Raw genomic sequence first — 20373 nt, 5'->3', positions numbered from 1 at the left:
CCGGTCGCGGACAGCGCGCGCGACAGGCGAGACGATTTACGCCCGGATTATAGGGTAAATAAGAGTCGTTATCATTCAAGAATCGACGGATTTGCGCGAACACAACATCCGCGCTGTCGCGATGATTTTTGACGAGCTTTATTCGAGTGATCGGCGCCGATTCCGACGCTATCGTCAGGAAGAAAGCGTTCCGCGCGCCGCCCGCGCACTGGCGACGGCCGCCGAATGGCGTCGCGCCGAGCGCTTTCTGAACCAGATGATGAGGCCCGTCGCGCTGAGCACCGCGACCGCGACGCCGACCGCGCTCACGAGCACGCGCCCGCCGATGCCGACGATCCGCCCCGAGTGCAGCGGAAACTGCGCCTGCATGAAGATGTCGCCGGCCGAGCCGCGGCCGGGAATCGACGAGCCCGCCAGCGCGCCCGTCTGCGGGTTGTAGTAGAGCCACGCGTTGCCGAGACCGACGTCGCCGTGATCGCGGCCGGGCGCGAAGAACCCGACGCCGTAGGCCTTGAACATCGGCGCGTAGTAGAGCGCGCCCATCGGCTCGGTCAGGTTTTCGCGTTTCGCGTCGCGCGCGGCCATCTCGAGAATCTGCTCGCGCGTGGCGGGCGGCTTGCCCGGCGGGCCGGCGCGCACGAGTTCCGCGTTGTCGAGAAACGAGGGCGACAGCTTCGAGAACAGCGAAACGACCGGGCGCACCACGGGCTCGGAAAGGTTCATCGAAATCGACGTGAACGCGATCACGAGCAGCAGGCCCCAGATCCACACGCCGCCGGAGCGATGCAGGTCGAACGTGAGCGCGTAGCCGCCGCGCTTCACGCGAAACGCGAAAGACTTGCGCCATGCCTTCACGCTCGGGAACGACAGGATCAGCGCGATGCCGCTGTCGAAGAACCACAGAATGCCGACGATGCCGATCAGCCACGTGCCGGTATCGAAACCGCCGACGATCGGCAAGTGCAGCGTGTAGTGTAGTTTGTAGAGAAACGGCACCAGGTCGATGCGCGCAAGCGACACCGCGCCCCACATGCGCTGCGCCTGCACCTGACCGGTCGCCGGATCGACGGCGATCTGGTTGTACGGCACGTCGTAGGGCGCGTTCGTCGCCGGATTCGTGCGCGGCATCACCATCATCTGGACGGTGTGTCCCGGCTCGACACCGAGCGGCAGATACGTCACTTCGACGCGCGGATCGGCGGCCTCGACGCGTCGCGCGAGTTCGAGCGGCGGCAGCGCGGGAGCGTCGGTGCGGGCCTGGAAGAACGAAGGATTGAGCAGCGCATCGATCTCGTGATCCCACGCGATGATCGCGCCGGTAAGCCCCGAGACGAGCAGAAAGAGCGCGGTCGCGACGCCGAGCCAGCGATGCAGGCGAACCAGAACCGGTCTCATGCCCGCGAATCCTCGGAGCGATAGTCGTGCGCGACAGCAATCATCTTTTCGATACGTAAATGGGAATTGTTCGCAATTCTAGCGGCGCCCGATCGTGCGCGCAAGCTTCTCGTAAGCTGCTTACCAATATTTTGTCGCTAATCCGTCGCATGTACGGAATAGATGTTTACACAGCCCTGAACGCTGTTGCAGAATGCCGCCGTCAAATGCGAATCGTTCGCATTTATCACAACAGAAATCGACGACGGAAAGACCATGAATTCAGCGACGCGCGGCTGCGCATTCCCGGCCACTTCAACACTGCGGCCTTCCACGGCGGCGGCCTTGCTGCTCTTCGCGATGAGCCAGTCTGCAATGGCGCAAGCTTCGGATCAGCCGCAGGAAACGTCGCTGCCCGCGATTTCGGTCACCGCGTCGCAGGACACGCTGCAGCATCTGCGCGACGACGTCAGCAGCGGCGCGCTCGGTTCGCGCACGCAGCTCGACACGCCCTTCTCGACGACCATCGTCACCGGCGAAGAACTCGCCGATCGTCAGGCCAACAAGCTCGGCGACGTGTTCGCGCAGGACGCGTCGGTCTCCGACAACAGCAATCCGTACAACGCGTGGGCGAGCTACATCACCGTGCGCGGCATGCAGCTCGACTGGCAGAACGGCTTCAAGATCGACGGCCAGCCGTACAACGGCTACGGCATCACGCTGCCTTACGAGCAGCTCGAAAGCGTCGAGTTGCTGAAGGGTCTGTCGGGCTTCATGTACGGTTTCGGCGCGCCCGGCGGCGTCGTGAACTACGTGACGAAGAAGCCGCCCGTCACCGACAAGCAGATTGCAAGCGTCGATGTCGGCTATCGTTCGACGGCCGTCTGGAGCGAGCATCTCGATCTCGGCGGGCGCGTCGGGCCGGACAGCATGTTCGGGTATCGCTTCAACGCGACGCACGAGGAAGGCAAAACGTACAACGACGGCAACGTGCGGCGCGATTCCTTCTCGCTCGCCGCCGACGCCCGCCTGACCCGCGATCTCACCGCGACCTTCGGCGCGCTGTATCAGGAGCGGCACGCGTCGGGCATCACGACGGCGATTTCCACCGCGCAATACACGCCCACGTCGCTGCCCGAAACGCTGTCGGGCGGCAGCAGCACGCTCAGCACGCCGGATCAGCATCTGAACACGAACCTGCAGATCTACACCGCCGGACTGCGCTACAACCTGAGCCCGGACTGGTCGCTCTCGGCGACCTACAGCTTCAGCAAGAGCACGCGCTACCGCAATGAAGGCACGTGGTATCTGCTCGATCAGGCGGGCGATTACGACGACTATCGCTTCGAAGGCAAGGAAGGGCATCAGCTCAACACCTTCCAGGTGATGGCCGAAGGGCTCGTGAAAACCGGTCCGCTCAGGCATCAGCTCGTGTTCGGCGCGGCGTATCAGAAGCAGACGACCGACTACGGCGCGAACTCGTTCTACGGGCAGATCGGCACGGGCAATCTCTATCAGCCGAACGTAAACCGCTACGACAGTTCGGGCTTCTACACTTATCGCGCCGCCGACGTCACGCAGAAGGCGCTGTTCGCGAGCGATACGATCGCGCTCACCGAACGCTGGTCCGTGCTCGGCGGCGTGCGCTACACGAACTACGAGCAGCACGGCTACGGCCTCGACGGCAGCACGGCATCGACCTACGATCAAAACGGCGTGGTGACGCCGACCATCGCGCTGCTGTACAAGCTCACGCCGGGCACGACGCTCTACGCGAGCTATGTCGAATCGCTCGAAGCGGGCAGTGTCGTCAGCGAGACGTACGCCAACGCGGGCCAGTTGCTCAAGCCGCTGCGCAGCAAGCAATACGAAGTCGGCGTGAAGAGCCAGAACGCACGCTGGAGCGCGACGGCGGCGCTGTTCCGCATCGAGCGCGGCGCGCAGTACGCGAACAGCGACAACGTCTTCGTGGAAGACGGCGAGTCGATCTTTCAGGGTGCCGAAGCGGGCGCGGACGTGCGTCTCGGCAACAACTGGACGGTCGGCGGCGATCTGATGTGGATCGCGACGCACTACGAGAAAGGTTCGACGAACAACGGCAATCGCGTCGCGGGCGCGCCCGGCTTCGTCGCGGCGGCGCACGTGAACTACGCGGTGCCCGTGGTGCCGGGGCTCACGCTCGGCGCCGACGCGAAGTTCACCGGCAACACGAGCCTCAGCCCGTCCGGCAATATCAAGGTGCCGGGCTATCTGACGATGAACCTCGGCGCAACCTACACGACGCGCATCGCCGGACATAACGTGGGCTTGCGCGCGGCGATCGACAATCTGACCAATCGCCGCTACTGGGAATTCCAGTACGCCGACTATATCCAGCCGGGCGAGCCGCGCACGCTGTCGCTCAACGCGCGCGTCGAATTCTGAAGCGACATCCTTTGAAATAACTCCCGCAGAACACCCGCCCCTTATGCCACAAGGCTTTGCGGGCGGGCCGTGACATTCCATGAAATAGTTTGCGCGTGGTTTTTAAGCGGCCCGGTCGCCACAATGGGTTCATTCGCAACCACCCACCAAGGCGAACCATCATGGAACTGGAGCTGCTCGGAAAAATTTCGCTGTACGCGATGGGCATCGTTCTCGCTGCGTCGATGATCGAAGCCGTCGTGCTGCACTTCAGGCACAAAGGCACCGACAAGGCCTTCGACTGGCACGAGACCTGGATCTCGCTCGCCGATCTCATCGGCCGCAAGCTGCTCGCGTTCGTGCCGATCTCGCTCGCGACGCCGGTGTTCGACTTCGCGTGGGAGCACCGCATCCACACGGTCACGACGAATACCGCGCTGACGCTTTTCCTGCTCTTCATCGGACAGGAGTTCTGCTACTACTGGTATCACCGCGCGTCGCACACGATCCGCTTTTTCTGGGCGAATCACGCGGTCCATCACTCGCCGAACCAGTTGACGCTCTCGTCCGCGTATCGTCTCGGCTGGCTGACCAAGCTCGCCGGCTCGGCCATCTTCTTCACTCCGCTCGTGTGGCTCGGCGTGAAGCCGGACGTGGTGCTCGCGGTCGTGTCGATCAACCTGCTCTACCAGTTCTGGCTGCATGCGACGTGGATTCCGAAGCTCGGCTGGCTCGAATTCGTGTTCAACACGCCGTCGTCGCACCGTGTGCACCATGCGTCGAACGCGACGTATCTCGACGCGAACTTCGGCGGCGTGCTCATCATCTTCGACCGCCTGTTCGGCACCTACGTCGAAGAGCGCGCCGAGGAGCCCTGCGTGTACGGCCTGACGACGCCGGTGACTTCGCATAACCCGATCGTCGTCGAGATGCAGCACTGGGTCAGTCTCGTGAAGGACATGTGCAACGCGAAGAGCGTGTCGGATGCAATGGGCTTCCTGCTGCGTCCTCCGGGCTGGCTGCCCGACGGCGAAGGCCACACGACCGAAGCGCTGCAAAAGCGCGCGGCGAAGTCGATGGAACAACAAGCGGCGCATATCGGCCACTAAGAAGCAGCACCTTCGTATCCCGATGTTCGGCTCACGCCGGCATCGGGATTTTTTATTTCTTGCGACGGATCGTCGCCGACGCGACGCCCGCAGCCGCGAATGCGCACACGGCGGACAGCGCGGCGACCGCGCGCAGGGCATCGGCGATCGAATCCGCTTGCGCGCGGGCGAGCGGCGTCGATGGCGCGGCGGACGCTGCATCCGCATCGAGCACGCGCATGCTCGGATGCGGCACGTGCAGGCGATCGAGCCGCGCCGACAAAGCCGCGTCGTGCGACCACACGAACACGATGCCCAGCACCGCGATCGCCAGCAGGCTCCCCACGCGCGCGACCGCGTTGTTGATGCCCGACGCGATGCCCGCGCGCTCGCTTCCCACGGACGCCATCACGGTCGTCGTGAGCGGCGCGACGGTGATCGTCATGCCGAGCCCGAGCACGACGAGCGCGGGCAGAAAACCCGCCCAGTAACTGCCCGCGACGAACGGCAGCGCGAGCATCGCGAAGCCGAGACCCGCGACGCACGGCCCCGCGATCAACAACGCCCGCGCGCCGAAGCGGCTCGTCAATCCGCCCGTGAAGCGCGACAGCAGGCCGATGATGAGCGGCATCGGCAGCACGGCCGCGCCCGCTTGGGTCGCGCTGAAACCGTATGCGCGAATCAGAGTGAACGGCAGGAAGAACAGCACGCCGCCGAGCCCGAAGTACAGCAGCAGCGTGACGAGATTGGCGCCGCTGAAATCGCGCGAGCGGAAGATGTCGAGCGGGACCATCGGATCGTGCGATCTCGCCTCGATCGCGATGAACGCGGCGAGCAGCGCCACGCCCGCGCCGATCATGCCGAGCACGAGCGGATCGGCGAAACCGCGCGACGGCGCCTCGGTGAGACCGTAGGTCAGCGCCGCGAGTCCCGCCGCCGTGCTCGCGGCGCCGGGCCAGTCGAGCGTCTGCGGTGCGTCGGCCTTATGGCTGTCTGGGACGGACGCGACGGCCAGCGCGATCGTCGCGGCGGCGAGCGGCAGATTGAGAAAGAAGATCGCGCGCCAGGAAAACGCATCGACGAGCCAGCCGCCCGCCGCCGGTCCCACCGACGACGTGATCGCGCCGAAGCCCGCCCAAGTGCCGATCGCGCGTCCGCGTTCTTCGCCTTCGAACACCGCGCCGATGATCGCGAGGCTGCCCGGCACGAGCAGCGCCGCGCCGACGCCCTGCCACGCGCGCGCCGCGATCAGCCAGCTCATGTTCGGCGCGAAGCCGCACGCCGCCGACGCAACCGTGAACAGCCCGATGCCCGCGATGAACACCTTGCGCCGACCGAGCTTGTCGCCCATCGCGCCGCCGACCAGCACGAGCGCGCCGAGAAACAGCAGATACGCGTTGACGACCCATTGCATCGCCGCGATGCTCGCGCCGAGCTCGTTCTGGATCGACGGCAGCGCGACATTGACGACCGAGCCGTCGATGAACGCCATGCTCGAACCGAGGATCGTCGCCGAAAGCGCCAGGCGTTTGCGCCGGCACGGCTGGCCGGCCGCGACGCGCTGCGCGCGAATGACGAGTTCATCGCACGGACTCGCCTGCGAGGCGACGGCGTGTGGACGTTGCGGGGAATCGAGATGTCGGCTGGTCAATGTCGCTTCCTTCTCTCGTCGACGAAATGCCTGAAGAGAGGCCAATCGTGACACATGTCCACGCCGTCGACATGGTTGGCAAGCCAAAATGATAATGGTTATCATTGAGCAACCCGAGTACGCAGGCATCCGGTCGACGCAAAGGGCGATGGAACAGGAGCCCTCGCCATGCATCAGCAGATTGCCGACTTCGCCGCGGACAAACCGACTTCGGACACGCCGAGCCTGCCGCTATGGGAAGCCGCGATGCGGCAAGCCGTGCAAGCCGAGCGCGACCGGCAAATCGCGCTGGCGCTCTGCGGTTACGAACGGGCGCTCGCCATCGCGCAATGCCTGATCGACGCGCCGCCCGCGGGCCGCGCGGACGATTGCCTCGCCGCGCTCGTCGTCTCGCATCTCAATCTCGCCGATCTTCGCGTCGCACAAGGCGATCCGAACGCGGCCGCGCCCGTTCTCTGCCACGCGCACGAAACGCTGATCGCGCTGTCGCTCGATGCCGCGCGGCCCGCGTCGCTGCGACAGGCCGCCCTGCGCCACGGCCGCGAAACGTATGTCGCGCTGATCCGCCATATCTCGCGGCACGGGCCGCATCCGCTCATTACGCGCGCGCTCGCCGATGCCGACGCCGCGCTTCATGGCGCGAGCCCCGCGCGGCATTGATCCCGTTCACCGATCCGAAAGGAGAATCACGATGCCTTATTCCCTGCCTCCCCTGCCCTATGCCTTCGACGCGCTGGAACCGCATATCGATGCCCGCACGATGGAAGTGCATCACACGAAGCATCATCAGACGTATGTGAACAACCTGAACGCGGCGCTCGAGAAATCGGATCATCGGGACGTGGCCGTCGAAACGCTCATCGCGCAAATCGACGCGCTGCCCGAAGCGCTGCGCCTGCCCGTGCGCAACAACGGCGGCGGCCACGCGAACCACAGTCTCTTCTGGACGATCATGTCGCCCGATGGCGGTGGCAAGCCGGAAGGCGAACTCGCCGATGCGATCGACACGGATCTCGGCGGCTTCGACGCCTTCAAGGACGCCTTCACGAAAGCCGCGCTCACGCGCTTCGGCAGCGGCTGGGCGTGGCTGAACGTCGACAGGCAAGGCAAGCTCGCGATCGAAAGCACCGGCAATCAGGACAGTCCGCTCATGACCGGCATCGCGTCGGGCAATACGCCGATTCTCGGCCTCGACGTCTGGGAGCACGCGTATTACCTGAAGTATGAGAATCGCAGGCCGGAGTACATCGCGGCGTTCTACAACGTGATCGACTGGCCGGAAGTCGCGCGCCGCTACGCGCAGGCGCGCGGCAAATAGTAGAAACGGCGTCGCGCGCACTTCTGTCGAGCGAGTTAAGCTATTGTTTCCGCTCGCATCGGGATGACGCCATGAAATCAGAAGATGGAGTTGCGCAAAGCCGATGGCTCGCCGATGCGCGCGAGGAAATCGCCGCAGCGCTGCGAACGTCAGACGAAACGTGGCTCCATGACATGAGCATGCGCTGGGGATGCCGTCTCGCGATGCTCGTCGCCGATTTCAGCGTGCGCGTGATGCTGCACGAAGAAGGCATCGCGATGAAGCTGGAGCCGCCATCGGACAGCAATGGCGCGCTCATCGACTGCGACGACGGCAAACCCGATTCCCTCGCCCGCGCCGCCTCGATCAAGCTCGCGAAATTCGAAGAGCACGCGACCGCCGTGCTCGAAGCGAGCGCGCTCATTCAGGGCGATGCGCAATGCAACGCCTGCCGCGAGACCATTCTCGCGTGGCGTCAGATGCTCATCGCCGCGAACGAGTGGCCGCGAGAGGAAGCCGATCCCTACATCAGTCACGCGTGCCGGCCGATCCTGAAGCGGTTCATGAACCTCGCGTCGTGCGCGACGGACGGCAATCAGTTCGATCTCGCACGCGAAGGCGATTACGAGGACGCGTGGCGCGAGTTCGAAAACTTCTGCACAGACGAAAGCGCCGTGCCCGTGACCGAGTGGGGCCGTAAATATCGGCATCGGGAGGAAGCTCAGGCCGAACACGCACCGCCGACGATTCCGCTTCCATACGGAATCGATCAAGTCGGCGTCCGGCCCGCCGCCTGATCGCCTGCTCACGCGTCTTCGCGCAATAACTCGCGCAGCTTGAACTTCTGCACTTTGCCGGCGGGCGTGGTCGGCAGGCTGTCGCGCACGACGAGCCGTTCCGGAATGTACTGCATCGCGACCTTGTGCGACTTCAGAAAGCCCGCGATGGCGGGCAGATCGACATGCTCGCCCGGCTTCGTGACGACGACCGCGCACGCGCGTTCGCCGAGCCGCGCATCCGGATACGCGACGAGCGCAGCCGCCGCGATCGAAGGATGCCGGTACAGCAGCGCCTCGATCTCGACTACCGGAATATTCTCGCCGCCGCGAATGATCACGTCCTTGCTGCGGCCGCTGATGCGGATATAGCCGCGCGCGTCGACATAGGCGAGATCGCCGGTGTCGAACCAGCCTTGCGCGTCGGTGGCGTTCTGATGCGCGCGATGCAGATAGCCGCCGAAGCCCGAGCACGCGCGCACGAACAGGCGGCCGACCGAGCCTGTCGGCAACGGCGCATCGTATGCATCGACGATGCGCACTTCGACGCCGGGAAGCGGCGCGCCATCGGTGGTGAAGGCGCGTTCGTCGTCGTCATCGAGACGCGTCAGCGTGACCGCGCCCATCTCCGTCATGCCCCACGCCGATACGATCTTCGCGCCGAGCGCCGCGCGCGCCTTCTCGACGAGCGGCCCCGGTATCGGCGCGCCCGCGCACAGAAACGCGCGCAACGTCGGCACGGACTGCGCGCTGTCGCTGAGCGCGTCGGCGAGATCGGTCAGAAACACGGTCGAGGCCATCGTGAAGCTCACGCGCTCGCTGCGTATCAGCGCGATCGCCGGCTTCGGCTGCCAGATATCCTGGAGCACCGCGCCCGCGCCGAGCATGACCGGCATCATCATGCCGTACATGAAGCCGGTCTGATGCGCCATCGGCGAGGCCATCAACACGACATCGCCGGGGCCGAGGCGCATGGCGTCGGCGTAAGGCCGGATGTTCGACATCAATGTGTTCGCCGTGTGCATCACGCCCTTCGGCTCGCCCGTCGTGCCGGACGTGTAGAGCAGTTGCGTGATGTCGTCGGGGCCGGGGCGATTGCGCGTGAGGATCTCGCGCGCATCCGGCTCGCATTCCCACGCGGGTTCGCTCAATAGCGCTTCGAAACTGTCGATGCCTTCTCCGCCGACAATCACAACATGTTCGAGCTTCGGCATGCGCGCTTGCAGCCCCTTCGCCATCTGTTCGAAGTCGAAGCCGCGAAAGACGCGCGGCACGATCAGCACCTTGCTCGCGCCATGTTCGAGCATGAAGCCGAGCTCGCGCTCGCGAAGGATCGGCATCAGCGGATTCACCACCGCGCCCAGCCGCGAGCACGCGAGATACGTCAGCGTGAATTGCCACGAGTTCGGCAATTGCATCGACACGACGTCGTTGCGCCCGACGCCGAGGCGCGCGAGACCGACCGCGATGCGATCGGCCATCGACGCCATTTCGCGATACGTAAAGCGCGTCGTCGTTCCGCTCTCCACCTGAAGCGCGGTGAGCGCGATCTTGTCGGGCGAGCGCCGCACGCAAGCGTCGAGATCGTCGTTGATGGTGCGGTCCTGCCAATAGCCGCGCGCGATGCTTTCGGCGCGCCTCGGCGCAATCAGAACAGCGTCGAACTCCATGTGATGTCTCCGATGTCCCGATGAATGTCACGCCGGAACCGCATCGCGCCCGGCGCGCGTGCGGGCGATGATCGTCTTCATGATCTGCGCGGTGCCATCGCCGATCTGGAAGCCGAGCACGTCGCGCAGGCGCTGCTCCATCGGCCCGCGATCGTAACCGCCGTGCCCGAACGAAAGCAGGCATTGATGCACGACGTCGTACGCGAGCTTCGGCCCCCACCACTTGCACATCGCGGCCTCGGCGGTGTGCGGCAGGCCGCGGTCCTTGAGCCAGAGCGTCTGCAAGCACAGAAGACGCGCCGCCGCGACCTGCGTCTCGAAGTCCGCGAGCGGATGCGACACGCCTTGAAACGCCGACAACGGTTTGCCGAACGCCTCACGTTGAGCGACGTATTCCCAGGTTTCTTCGAGACTCACCTTCGCGACGGCGAGCACCTGCAAGCCGATCAACGCGCGCGAGAAGTCGAATCCCTGCATCACCTGCACGAAGCCCTTGCCTTCGTCGCCGAGCCGATGATCGGCCGGCACGCGCACGTTCTCGAAGAAGATCGAGCCGCGTCCGATCGCGCGCTGGCCGTGACAATCGAAGCGGTTGCGCGTGATGCCGGGCAGGTCCATCGGCACGAGCAGCGCGGAGACGCCGCGCGCGCCCTCCTCGACGCTGCCCGTGCGCGCGAACACGACGGCCGCATCGGCCTGATCCGCCGCCGATATCGACGTCTTCTCGCCGTTGAGCACGTAGTGATCGCCGACGCGCTCCATGCGCAATCTCAGGTTCGCCGCGTCCGATCCGCCGCGCGGCTCGGTCAGCGCGATCGCGAGCAGCGCGCGTCCTTGCGTGAGCCGTTCGAGCCACGGCTTCGCGATCTCGGGCGCCGCGTGATGCGCGAGAATCTGCCCGTTGAGCGACGCGAGCAGATTGATATACGACAGGCTCAGGTCCGCGCGCGCGATCTCTTCATGGATGACGCCCGCCGAGAGACAACCGAGCCCTTGCCCGCCGTATTCCTCGGGCAGTTCGGGCGCGATGAAGCCCATCTGGCCCATTTCGAGCATGAGTTCGCGGTCGAGCGTGCGCGTCGTGTCGCGTGCTTCGAAGCCGGGCGCGACGCGCCCTTGTGCGAAGCGCCGCGCATGTTCGCCGAGCGCGACGAGGTCTTCGTCGAGATAGGGATTCATGACATGGCTCCCGCTCACTTCGCGTGACGCCGGAAATCCGGCTTGCGTTTCTCCTGGAAGGCGCGCACGCCTTCGCGCGATTCCTCGGTGTCGTAGTAGAGCTTCAGCGCGTACATGCCCATGCCCGCGATGCCCGCCTGATGCGCGGTGTCCATGTTGAACGAGCGCTTGGCGATGGCAATCGCGGTCGGGCTCTTCTCCATGATTTCGTCGCACCACTTCTGTACTTCGGCATCGAGTGCCTCGTGCGGAACGACGGCGTTGACGAGGCCCATCGCGAGCGCTTCGGATGCGGGATAGCGGCGGCACAGATACCAGATTTCGCGCGCCTTCTTTTCGCCGACCACGCGCGCGAGGAACGCCGTGCCATAGCCCGGATCGACCGAGCCGACCTTCGGCCCCGCCTGCGCGAACACGGCCTTCTCCGATGCGATCGTGAAATCGCAGATCGTGCACAGCACGTTGCCGCCGCCGACCGCATAGCCCTGCACGCGCGCGATCACGGGCTTGGGCACGTCGCGGATCGCGTTGTGCAACTCTTCCATCGGCAAGCCGATGGTGCCGCGTCCGTCGTATTGCCCTTCGTGCGCGGATTGATCGCCGCCGGTGCAGAACGCTTTCTCGCCCGCGCCCGCGAGCACGATCACGCCGATCTCACGCGAATAGCCCGCGCGATTGATCGCGTGAATCAGCTCGTCGCAGGTGCGTCCGCGAAACGCGTTCATTTTCTCGGGACGGTTGATCGTGATCCACGCCGCGCCGTTGCGCACTTCGTAAATGATGTCTTCGTAATTCATGATTCGGTATCCTATGTTTTTCAGCCGGCCATCGTCAGGCCGCCGGATACGCTCAGCACCTGGCCGGTGATGTAGCGCGCGTCGTCGCTCGCGAAGAAGACGATCGCGCCCGGCAGATCGTCGGGCTGGCCGATGCGGCCGAGCGGAATCGAACGCTGGAAGGCTTCGAGCAATTTCTCCGGATTGCCCGCGCCTTCCTTGTATTCGGCGAAGAGCGCGGTATCGGTCGGGCCGGGACATACGACGTTGACCGTGATGCCATGACGCGCATGCTCGCGCGCGATGGTCTTCGAAAACGACACGAGCCCGCCCTTGCACGCCGCATAGACCGCTTCACCCGATGACCCGACGCGCGCCGCATCCGAAGCGATATTCACGATGCGGCCCGACTTGCGCTCGACCATGCGCGGCAGCACGGCATGATGAAGATGCAGCGGTCCGGTCAGATTGATCGCGATGAGCTTGTCCCACTGGCCCGGCTCGGTCTTCGTGAAGGGTTTGAAGACGTCCCAGCCCGCGTTGTTCACGAGGACATCGACGGGACCGAGCTTCGCCTCGATCGATGCGATGGCGTCGTCCACGTCCGCGCGATGCGTGATGTCGCAACGGATCGCTTCGGCGATGCCATCGGCGCGGCGAATTTCGTCGCACACCTTTTCGGCCGCTTCGAACGACAGGTCCAGCACCGCGACGCGCGCGCCTTCCGCCGCGAAACGCCGGCACGTCGCCCCGCCGATGCCGCCGCCACCGCCCGTGACGATCACCGTCTTGCCTTGCAGTTTTTGCACAGTCTTCTCCGTAAGTGGTCAGAGTTACCATTGCAGCGTTGCCGCCGCATCAATACGTCAATATATTGGCGTATACTAGGAAGACTGAATGGTGAAGACAAGAACAACCTAATTAGGAGAATCCCTTGGTATCGGCTAAATCAAGCAACGCGGCGAAGCTGGAGCTCGCCAACCGGCTCTTCTTTCGGCTCTATCAATGCGCAAATATGTTGCATAAAACCGGAAGCCGCGCGGTCGAAGCCGAAGGGCTGACGACGCAACAATGGGCGGTGCTCGGCGCGCTTTCGCGGCCGGAAGCGGAACGGGGCATGAGCGTGGGCGATCTGGCGCGCTATCTGATGGTGAGCCGGCAGAATCTGTCCGGGCTCGTGAGCCGGATGGAGCGCGATGGCCACGTGAGCGCGAGCGCCGATGGCCGCGACCGCCGCTCGCGTCTCATCACGATGACGGCGCCGGGCCGCGAACTATGGACGCAGCACGCGACACCGAAGATCCACGGCTATTACGAGGAAGTGTTGAAGAACTTTTCGGTCGATGACGTCACGCACACGCTGCATTACCTGCTCAAGCTGCTCGACAACATGAAGAAGCTCGACGATGCCGCGCAGAAAGGTGCGGACGAGGAAGCGTGACGCACGGGAACGGGACGGCTGACGACGCCTCAGAAGCGATGCCGCAAGCCGACCGTCGCTTCGACCTGATTGCTCGTCGATGACGGCGCCGTGAGGCCGTTGATCCACGCGACGCCCAGTGGCGAATTGCTGCTCGCGCTCACGCCTTGCCACACGCCCTGAACATAGACATCGGTGCGCCGCGAGAAGCTGTAGCCGGCCATCGCGCTGACCTGATTCCAGTGCGGATTGCCGCCGCCCGCGAGGCCGCCCGCGCGCGAATACGTGTACGCGGCGGAAAGCTCGACCGCCGGCGTCAGCGCATAACGCACGTTCCCTTCGAAGTTCTGCACGTGCGTGCTCAAACCGGTCTGGAACAACTGCGTCAGATTTGTTTGCGTGTAGACGACGCCCGCCACCGCCGGGCCGAACGCATAGTTCACGCCCGCGCCCCACGTCTGCTGACGGCTCGACAGCGCGCCCAGCGGAACCGGCTGCGTCGTGAGCACGCCGAGCAGCGAGGAACCCGTCGTATCGGTGACGGCGCCGTTGCTGTTGAGCTGTCCCGGCGTCGCTGCGTCGCTGTTGAGTTGCAGGAATCCGGCGCCGAAGTTGAGCGGCCCCCACAAATACGAAATGCCGAGGCTGTAAGCGCGATTGTTCGAGAAACCGCCCGCCTGATTGGAGAAACCATATAACGCGCCGAGCTTGAATCCCGCGAAATCCGGGCTCTGATACTTCACCGCGTTATTGATCTGGAATGAATCGTTGAGATTGTCGATATCGAATGGATGCGCGAAATGCGTGCCGCCATATTCCGTGCCCGTCAACGAAAGCGGCGCGACGAAATCCACCATGTCATCCGTCTGACGGCCAAATGTGAGCACGCCGTAATCGCGGCTCGACAACCCGACATACGCCTGCCGATTGAAGATGCGATTGCTCGATGTGAATTGACCGTCGTTCAGGTCGAAGCCGCTTTCCAGATTGAAGATAGCTTTCAATCCGGCGCCGAGATCTTCCGCGCCGCGCAAACCCCATCGGCTGTACTGCACCGGGCCGCTTTTCAGTTCCCAATTGCTGTGCCCGTTGCCCGCCGTGCTGATCTGATTGTTCGAATAAGTAACACCCGCGTCGATAAGACCGTAGAGCGTAACGCTGCTTTGCGCATGGGCCGCCCCGGCGAGGAGCATCGTCGTTGCGCCGGTTATGAGCAACTTTTTCATTTGCCTCAGCTCCATCGATCTCGAGGAAAGACGCGCACTGCCTCAACATTATGCGACCGAATCGGCGCCCTGCAACCTCAAAATCGCGCACGTGATCGCGAAGCCACGCGAGCGTTCAGAAATCGCGGCGTACGGAAAACGTCATGGCTTTTTCATGCTCGTGATTCACGCCGAGCTGCGGATTGGCGGAGAAATGCCAGTCGTCGTCGGGCGTGATGTCGTCGCGCGGACGCACCGGAACGGGGACGGAAGTCGGCGAAGGCGGGAGCGGAGAAACTCGGGCGAGTTGATTCAGATCAGGATGCACGTTCCTGTCGTTTTTCGGCAACGTGACGGCATCCATCGCGTCCAGCGTGCCTTTGAAGAGATACCGCGGATGACGAGACGCGGCGGCCGCGTGCGCGCCCGCGGTCGAGACGATGGCCGGATAGGGAAAGAACAGCACACTCGCCACCACTCGCTGAATGGGATTCAAGCGAGTTTGCTCACTGGCTGACGCAAAGTTGCCGACTAGAAAAGCCACGATGCCGGCGACCCAATATCTCGAGATATGGCGTGTCATCGAATGCCTGCGGACGTTACGGTGGTATGAAACCCCGGCCTTCTTAAATCATTTTAATTCATTTGACACGGTATTGTCCGGCGAGGGCGGCATCGGAGAAATAATGTCGCGCAGATGACACGGCACCATATTTCGGTCAATCGGAAATAGCCTCGCCCGACTCCTTTCGCACTGCCCACGCAGCAACTATCTTGAAGAGCGTTCCGCGCATCATTTGCCCGCATCCGCAACTGCCGATGAACCTTCAATGCAAGGAGACTTTGTAATGAGCAAACACTCCGGAAGTGGCGCGTCGCATTCTTCAGCGCTCGAAGGCGATGAACTTCGACTCGTCGATGCATGGTGGCGCGCGTGCAATTATCTTTCGGCGGGCATGATCTTTCTCGCAGAAAATCCGCTCTTGCGCGAACCGCTGAAATCCGACCACGTAAAACAACGCCTGCTCGGGCATTGGGGCGCGAGCCCCGCGCTGTCGTTCGTGTGGGCGCATCTGAACCGCGTAATTAAACGCGACGACCTCGACGTGATCTTCATGGCCGGACCGGGTCACGGCGCGCCCGGCGTGCTCGGACCCGCCTATCTCGAAGGCACGTACTCCGAGGTCTATCCGGACAAGAGCGAAGATGCAGAAGGCATGCAGAAGTTCTTCAAGCAGTTTTCCTTTCCCGGGCACATCGGCTCGCATGTGACGCCCGAAACGCCGGGATCGATTCATGAAGGCGGCGAACTGGGCTATAGCTTGTCGCATGCGTATGGCGCCGCGCTCGACAATCCCGACCTGATCGTCGCATGCGTCGTCGGCGACGGCGAAGCCGAAACCGGCCCGCTCGCGACGGCGTGGCATTCGAACAAGTTCATCAATCCCGCACGCGATGGCGCCGTGCTGCCGATCCTGAATCTGAACGGCTACAAGATCGCCAATCCGACGATTCTCGCGCGCATCAGTCATCAGGAACTGGAGGCGTTGTTCGTCGGCTATGGTTATCGGCCGTTTTTTGTCGAAGGATCGGACCACGAGGAAATGCACAAGAAGATGGCGGAAACGCTCGATGCCGCCATCGCCGATATTCACGCGATCCGCGAAAAGGCGCGCAAGGATAAACACGTCGAGCGCCCGCGCTGGCCGATGATCGTGCTGCGCACGCCGAAGGGCTGGACCGGTCCGAAGGAAATCAACGGCCACAAGGTCGAAGGCTCGTGGCGCGCGCATCAGGTGCCGTTCTCGGATGTGCATAGCAATCCGGCGAATCTCGCGATACTCGAGCGCTGGATGCAGAGCTACAAACCCGAAGAACTCTTCGACGAAGGCGGCCGGCTGCGCGAAGAAATCAGGGCGACGGCGCCCACGGGCACGCGGCGCATGAGCGCGAATCCGCATGCGAACGGCGGCGTGCTGCGCAAGGAACTCAAGATGCCGGATTTCCGCGAGTACGCCGTCGATGTCGGGCAGGCCGGGAAAATCCTGTATGAAAACACGCGCCCGCTCGGCGCTTTTCTGCGTGACGTCATGCGCTGCAACATGGACACGTTCCGCGTGTTCGGTCCCGACGAAACTGCATCGAATCGTCTTCAGGCCATCTATGAAGTCAGCAAGAAAATATGGATGGCGGACCTACTTCCCGAAGACGAAGACGGCGGCGAGCTGTCGCGCGAAGGTCGCGTGATGGAGATGCTATCGGAGCACACCCTGCTCGGCTGGCTGGAAGGTTATCTGCTGTCCGGACGGCACGGCTTCTTTCATACCTATGAAGCCTTCGCGCACGTCATCGATTCCATGTTCAATCAGCATGCGAAGTGGCTCGATATCTGCAAGAACCACGTGCCGTGGCGCGCATCGGTTTCCTCGGAAACTATTCTGCTGTCGTCCACCGTATGGCGGCAGGATCACAACGGCTTCTCGCATCAGGACCCGGGCTTCATCGATCTCGTCACGAACAAGAGCCCTTCGGTTACGCGCGTGTACCTTCCGCCCGATGCCAACACGCTGCTCGTCGTGGCCGATCAGTGCCTGCGCTCGAGCGATTGCATCAACATCATCGTCGCGGACAAGCAGAAGCATTTGCAGTTCGCGACCATCGACGAAGCGATCGTGCATTGCGCGAAAGGCATCGGCGTATGGCGGCGTGCGAGCACCGATGAAGGCGAAGAGCCCGACGTCGTGCTCGCCTCGTGCGGCGATGTCGCCACGCAGGAAGCGCTGGCCGCCGCCGCGATCCTGCGCGAGCGTCTGCCCGAACTGAAGCTGCGTTTCGTGAACGTGGTCGATCTGTTCAAGATGCAGCCGGATACCGAGCATCCGCATGGATCGAGCGCGCGTGAATTCGATAGCCTCTTCACGCTCGACAAGCCCGTGATCTTCAACTTTCACGGTTATCCGTGGCTGATTCACAAGCTCGCGTATCGTTTCCACAACCACGAGAATCTGCACGTGCGCGGCTATAAGGAGAAAGGCAATATCAACACGCCGCTCGAACTCGCGATTCTCAATCAGGTCGATCGTTTCAATCTCGTGATCGACGTGCTCGATCGTGTGCCGCGATTGCAGGCAAGGACCGCGCATTTGAGAGAAGACATGAAGAACGCGATCATCCGTCATCTCGACTATGCGCATACGCACGGCACGGATAAACCTGAAATCGCGGAATGGGTATGGCCATTCTGATCAGGGCGATTCCCTGAGCACGCGGAGTTCCGGCTGCACGGCGCTGTCCGTTGCATGCCGGGCCTCCGCCTGCGCGCGTGCCTCGCGATCCTTCGGCGACGCATGAACCTGCATCTGCGGCAACATCATCTCGATGCCCGCTTCATCCAGCTTGAGCTTGAGTTTCGCGTTGAATGCGCGCGCCACGCTCCATTGCTGTAACGGCCGCGTCTTGATCTGCCCTTTCACGACGATGCAGTTCGCTTCGAAACGATCGAGGCCCCACACCTCGACCGGCGCGAGTATCTGGTTGCGAAAGCGAAAGTCATCGCTGAGATCGGCGCCCACTTCCACGATCATGCGCGTGATGTCGTCGAGTTTCACGGCGAACGGCACACGAACTTCGAACACCGCATTGGCGAAATCGCGCGACAGATTCTTCACGATCTTGATCTGCGAGAACGGAATGGTGTGAACCGCGCCTTGTCCGTCGCGCAGGCGCACGGTGCGGATCGTGAGGTCCATCACGGTGCCGGCATGTCCGTCGATATCGATCCAGTCGCCAACCGAAATCGTCTCCTCGACGATGATGAAAAGCCCCGTGATCAGATCGGTGACGAGCGACTTCGCACCGAAGCCGACCGCGAGGCCGATCACGCCGGCGCCGGCAAGCAGCGGCGTCAGATTGATGCCGAGACTCGCCGCCGCGACGATGGCCGCGAGGCTCGCGACCGTCACGAAGATCGCGTTGCGCACGAGCGGCAGCATCGTGCGGGCGCGCACGCCGGGACTGAGCGCCTTGTTGCGCGAACTGTTCGGGCCGAGCGCTTCGAGAATCACGGTGTCGATGAGAATCCAGATGAACCACGCGCCGAACACCGTCGCGACAACCGCGATCAGCGCGTGCTTGAAGCCGGGCGTCATCGCGCTGTGCTTGATGAGCCGCGCGATCGGCCCGCTCCAGAGTTCCAGCTCGAAGCGCAAATAGGCGAGCCAAATGAGCAGCACGACCAGCGTGCATCCGAAGTGCATGAGCCGCGTCAGATGCGGCGCGCGGCGGCGCGCACGCGTGTCGCGGCGGCGCGTCAGATGCAGCAGCAACGCGGAAGCAAACAGCGTGAGCACGAGCAGCGCCGCGCTCAGCAACGAAGGCCGCAGCACGTCGCCTTCCGCGCCGCGCCCGTCGACGATCGCAACGAACGAAGCCACCGCGATCAGCAGGATCGGGATATGCCATAGCGAGGCGAGGATATCGAGCGCTTCCGTCGCGAACTGATGATCGCGCCTGCGCGAATACGGGCGATTGCGGATCAGATGCGTGACGGGCCGCCGGAAAGCGAGCGCGAAATAGCCGGACAGCAAGGCCGCCGCGAGACCCGCGACGGTCGATACGATGCCCGCGAGATTCGGGCCGAGCTGGCGCGTGACATCGGCGTTGGCGGTCGCGTCGCCGAGGGCGCCGCATGCGCCGATCATGAAGAGCGGCCACGGCGCGCGCGCCAGCAGTTGCTGCACGGCGACCCGGCGATGCGCCGTGCTGAACACCGAGAACACGATCATGCAGATGGCCGAAAAGATCGAGCCGGCGACGATCGCGTAAGCGATGACGAGGCCGAGCGTGCGGCCGAGCGCATCGGGCATCGTGCGCACGAAGAGCAGCACCGCGAGGAATGCGACGAGCCACGGCCCGGTCCGCCGCAACGCGAAGGCGAGCAACTGGACCGATGTCGGATTCGGCGCGAGCGTGACGTCCTTGCCATAGCGCGCGAAGATGCGCCGCTGAACGTGGATCAGCAGGAATGCACACAGCCCCCAGCCCGCGAGCGTCGCGCCCATTCCCGCAACGATCTGGCCGGACGACTCGCCGCGCGCACCCGTGACGACGGCCTGCAACTCGCTTGCGGCGGCGCCCGAGCGCTTGCTCCAGACGCGCATCGGCGTGAGGCCGCCGCTCAGATTCGTTTCAACCGATGCAATGCCCGATGCGATCGCGCCGAGAAGATCGGCATTGGCGGGCGCGGGCGCGGACGGCGCGGCTTTCTGTGTCGAGTCACGCAGCGCTTTCAGTTGCGTGACGAGCGCGTTGCGTTGCGCATCGTTGTCGAGCGTGCCGATGAGGCTGTTCAGCGCACGCACCATTTCGGCCTGACTCGCGGGCGAAGGCGCGGAGGCAGCGGCCGGTGCGGAAGCCGGAGGCGAAACGAACCGTTGCATCGCGACGGGAAGCGGCGCGGCCATCACGGACGATACGCACGCCGCACGCCCGATGACGACACCGAGCGCGATGATGCATCGCGTGAATGCGCTCAT

Annotated in this window: 16 protein-coding genes; 7 read left to right on the top strand and 9 right to left on the bottom strand. The window is 63.7% G+C overall.

What is annotated here, in order from left to right:
* Nucleotides 1-174 precede the first annotated feature (174 nt).
* Entirely contained in the window at nt 175-1395 is a 1221-nt protein-coding gene (locus NOV72_RS00365; RefSeq protein WP_106852605.1) for a PepSY-associated TM helix domain-containing protein, read from the bottom strand.
* Nucleotides 1396-1650: 255 nt separating this feature from the next.
* On the opposite strand from NOV72_RS00365, the gene NOV72_RS00360 reads away from it, so the two are divergent.
* Both NOV72_RS00360 and NOV72_RS00355 read left to right on the top strand, forming a co-directional pair.
* Complete coding sequence (locus tag NOV72_RS00360; RefSeq protein ID WP_106853196.1) at nt 1651-3798, top strand: TonB-dependent siderophore receptor; 2148 nt, start codon at nt 1651-1653, stop codon at nt 3796-3798.
* A 161-nt stretch (nt 3799-3959) separates the two neighbouring features.
* A complete protein-coding gene (locus tag NOV72_RS00355) occupies nt 3960-4886 on the top strand; it encodes a sterol desaturase family protein (RefSeq protein WP_181290779.1) in 927 nt (308 codons plus the stop codon).
* A gap of 52 nt (nt 4887-4938) precedes the next feature.
* Here the strand turns inward: NOV72_RS00355 and NOV72_RS00350 are convergent, their stop codons facing one another.
* Nucleotides 4939-6516 (bottom strand): MFS transporter, encoded by a 1578-nt coding sequence (locus tag NOV72_RS00350; protein WP_245932839.1) that lies wholly within the window; start codon nt 6514-6516, stop codon nt 4939-4941.
* Nucleotides 6517-6684: 168 nt separating this feature from the next.
* Between NOV72_RS00350 and NOV72_RS00345 the strand changes: the two genes are divergently transcribed.
* The 3 genes from NOV72_RS00345 (at nt 6685) to NOV72_RS00335 (ending at nt 8610) form a co-directional block, all read left to right on the top strand.
* Nucleotides 6685-7176, top strand: coding sequence for a hypothetical protein (locus NOV72_RS00345; RefSeq protein ID WP_106852603.1), 492 nt, complete (start codon nt 6685-6687; stop codon nt 7174-7176).
* A 31-nt stretch (nt 7177-7207) separates the two neighbouring features.
* Nucleotides 7208-7834 carry a superoxide dismutase gene (locus NOV72_RS00340; RefSeq protein ID WP_106852602.1) on the top strand — a complete coding sequence of 209 codons (627 nt, stop codon included), beginning with the start codon at nt 7208-7210 and terminating at the stop codon, nt 7832-7834.
* Nucleotides 7835-7905: 71 nt separating this feature from the next.
* Complete coding sequence (locus NOV72_RS00335; RefSeq protein ID WP_106852601.1) at nt 7906-8610, top strand: hypothetical protein; 705 nt, start codon at nt 7906-7908, stop codon at nt 8608-8610.
* 8 nt (nt 8611-8618) lie between these two features.
* Here the strand turns inward: NOV72_RS00335 and aliA are convergent, their stop codons facing one another.
* The 4 genes from aliA to badH are packed head-to-tail and all read right to left on the bottom strand — an operon-like array spanning nt 8619 to nt 13023.
* Entirely contained in the window at nt 8619-10259 is a 1641-nt protein-coding gene (gene aliA / locus NOV72_RS00330; protein WP_106852600.1) for a cyclohexanecarboxylate-CoA ligase, read from the bottom strand.
* A gap of 27 nt (nt 10260-10286) precedes the next feature.
* The gene (gene aliB / locus NOV72_RS00325; RefSeq protein WP_106852599.1) at nt 10287-11438 is read right to left on the bottom strand and encodes a cyclohexanecarboxyl-CoA dehydrogenase; all 1152 of its coding nucleotides are present in this window, start codon (nt 11436-11438) and stop codon (nt 10287-10289) included.
* Nucleotides 11439-11452: 14 nt separating this feature from the next.
* Nucleotides 11453-12235 carry a 2-ketocyclohexanecarboxyl-CoA hydrolase gene (badI, locus tag NOV72_RS00320; protein ID WP_106852598.1) on the bottom strand — a complete coding sequence of 261 codons (783 nt, stop codon included), beginning with the start codon at nt 12233-12235 and terminating at the stop codon, nt 11453-11455.
* 20 nt (nt 12236-12255) lie between these two features.
* Nucleotides 12256-13023 carry a 2-hydroxycyclohexanecarboxyl-CoA dehydrogenase gene (badH, locus tag NOV72_RS00315; RefSeq protein WP_106852597.1) on the bottom strand — a complete coding sequence of 256 codons (768 nt, stop codon included), beginning with the start codon at nt 13021-13023 and terminating at the stop codon, nt 12256-12258.
* A gap of 206 nt (nt 13024-13229) precedes the next feature.
* On the opposite strand from badH, the gene NOV72_RS00310 reads away from it, so the two are divergent.
* Nucleotides 13230-13655, top strand: coding sequence for a MarR family transcriptional regulator (locus NOV72_RS00310; protein WP_216858847.1), 426 nt, complete (start codon nt 13230-13232; stop codon nt 13653-13655).
* A gap of 29 nt (nt 13656-13684) precedes the next feature.
* On the opposite strand, the gene NOV72_RS00305 is transcribed toward NOV72_RS00310, so the two are convergent.
* On the bottom strand, nt 13685-14860 hold the full coding sequence (locus NOV72_RS00305) for a porin (RefSeq protein WP_106852595.1): 1176 nt from the start codon (nt 14858-14860) through the stop codon (nt 13685-13687).
* 115 nt (nt 14861-14975) lie between these two features.
* A complete protein-coding gene (locus NOV72_RS00300) occupies nt 14976-15422 on the bottom strand; it encodes a hypothetical protein (protein ID WP_245932838.1) in 447 nt (148 codons plus the stop codon).
* Nucleotides 15423-15687: 265 nt separating this feature from the next.
* On the opposite strand from NOV72_RS00300, the gene NOV72_RS00295 reads away from it, so the two are divergent.
* Nucleotides 15688-18084, top strand: coding sequence for a phosphoketolase family protein (locus NOV72_RS00295; protein WP_106852594.1), 2397 nt, complete (start codon nt 15688-15690; stop codon nt 18082-18084).
* Here the strand turns inward: NOV72_RS00295 and NOV72_RS00290 are convergent, their stop codons facing one another.
* On the bottom strand, nt 18085-20373 hold the full coding sequence (locus tag NOV72_RS00290) for a mechanosensitive ion channel family protein (RefSeq protein WP_106852593.1): 2289 nt from the start codon (nt 20371-20373) through the stop codon (nt 18085-18087).

It is taken from the genome of Caballeronia novacaledonica (genome assembly GCF_900258035.1).
GTDB classification, from domain to species: domain Bacteria; phylum Pseudomonadota; class Gammaproteobacteria; order Burkholderiales; family Burkholderiaceae; genus Caballeronia; species Caballeronia novacaledonica.
Note: the sequence above shows the minus strand (reverse complement) of the source record. Positions and strands in the feature narration are given on the sequence as shown.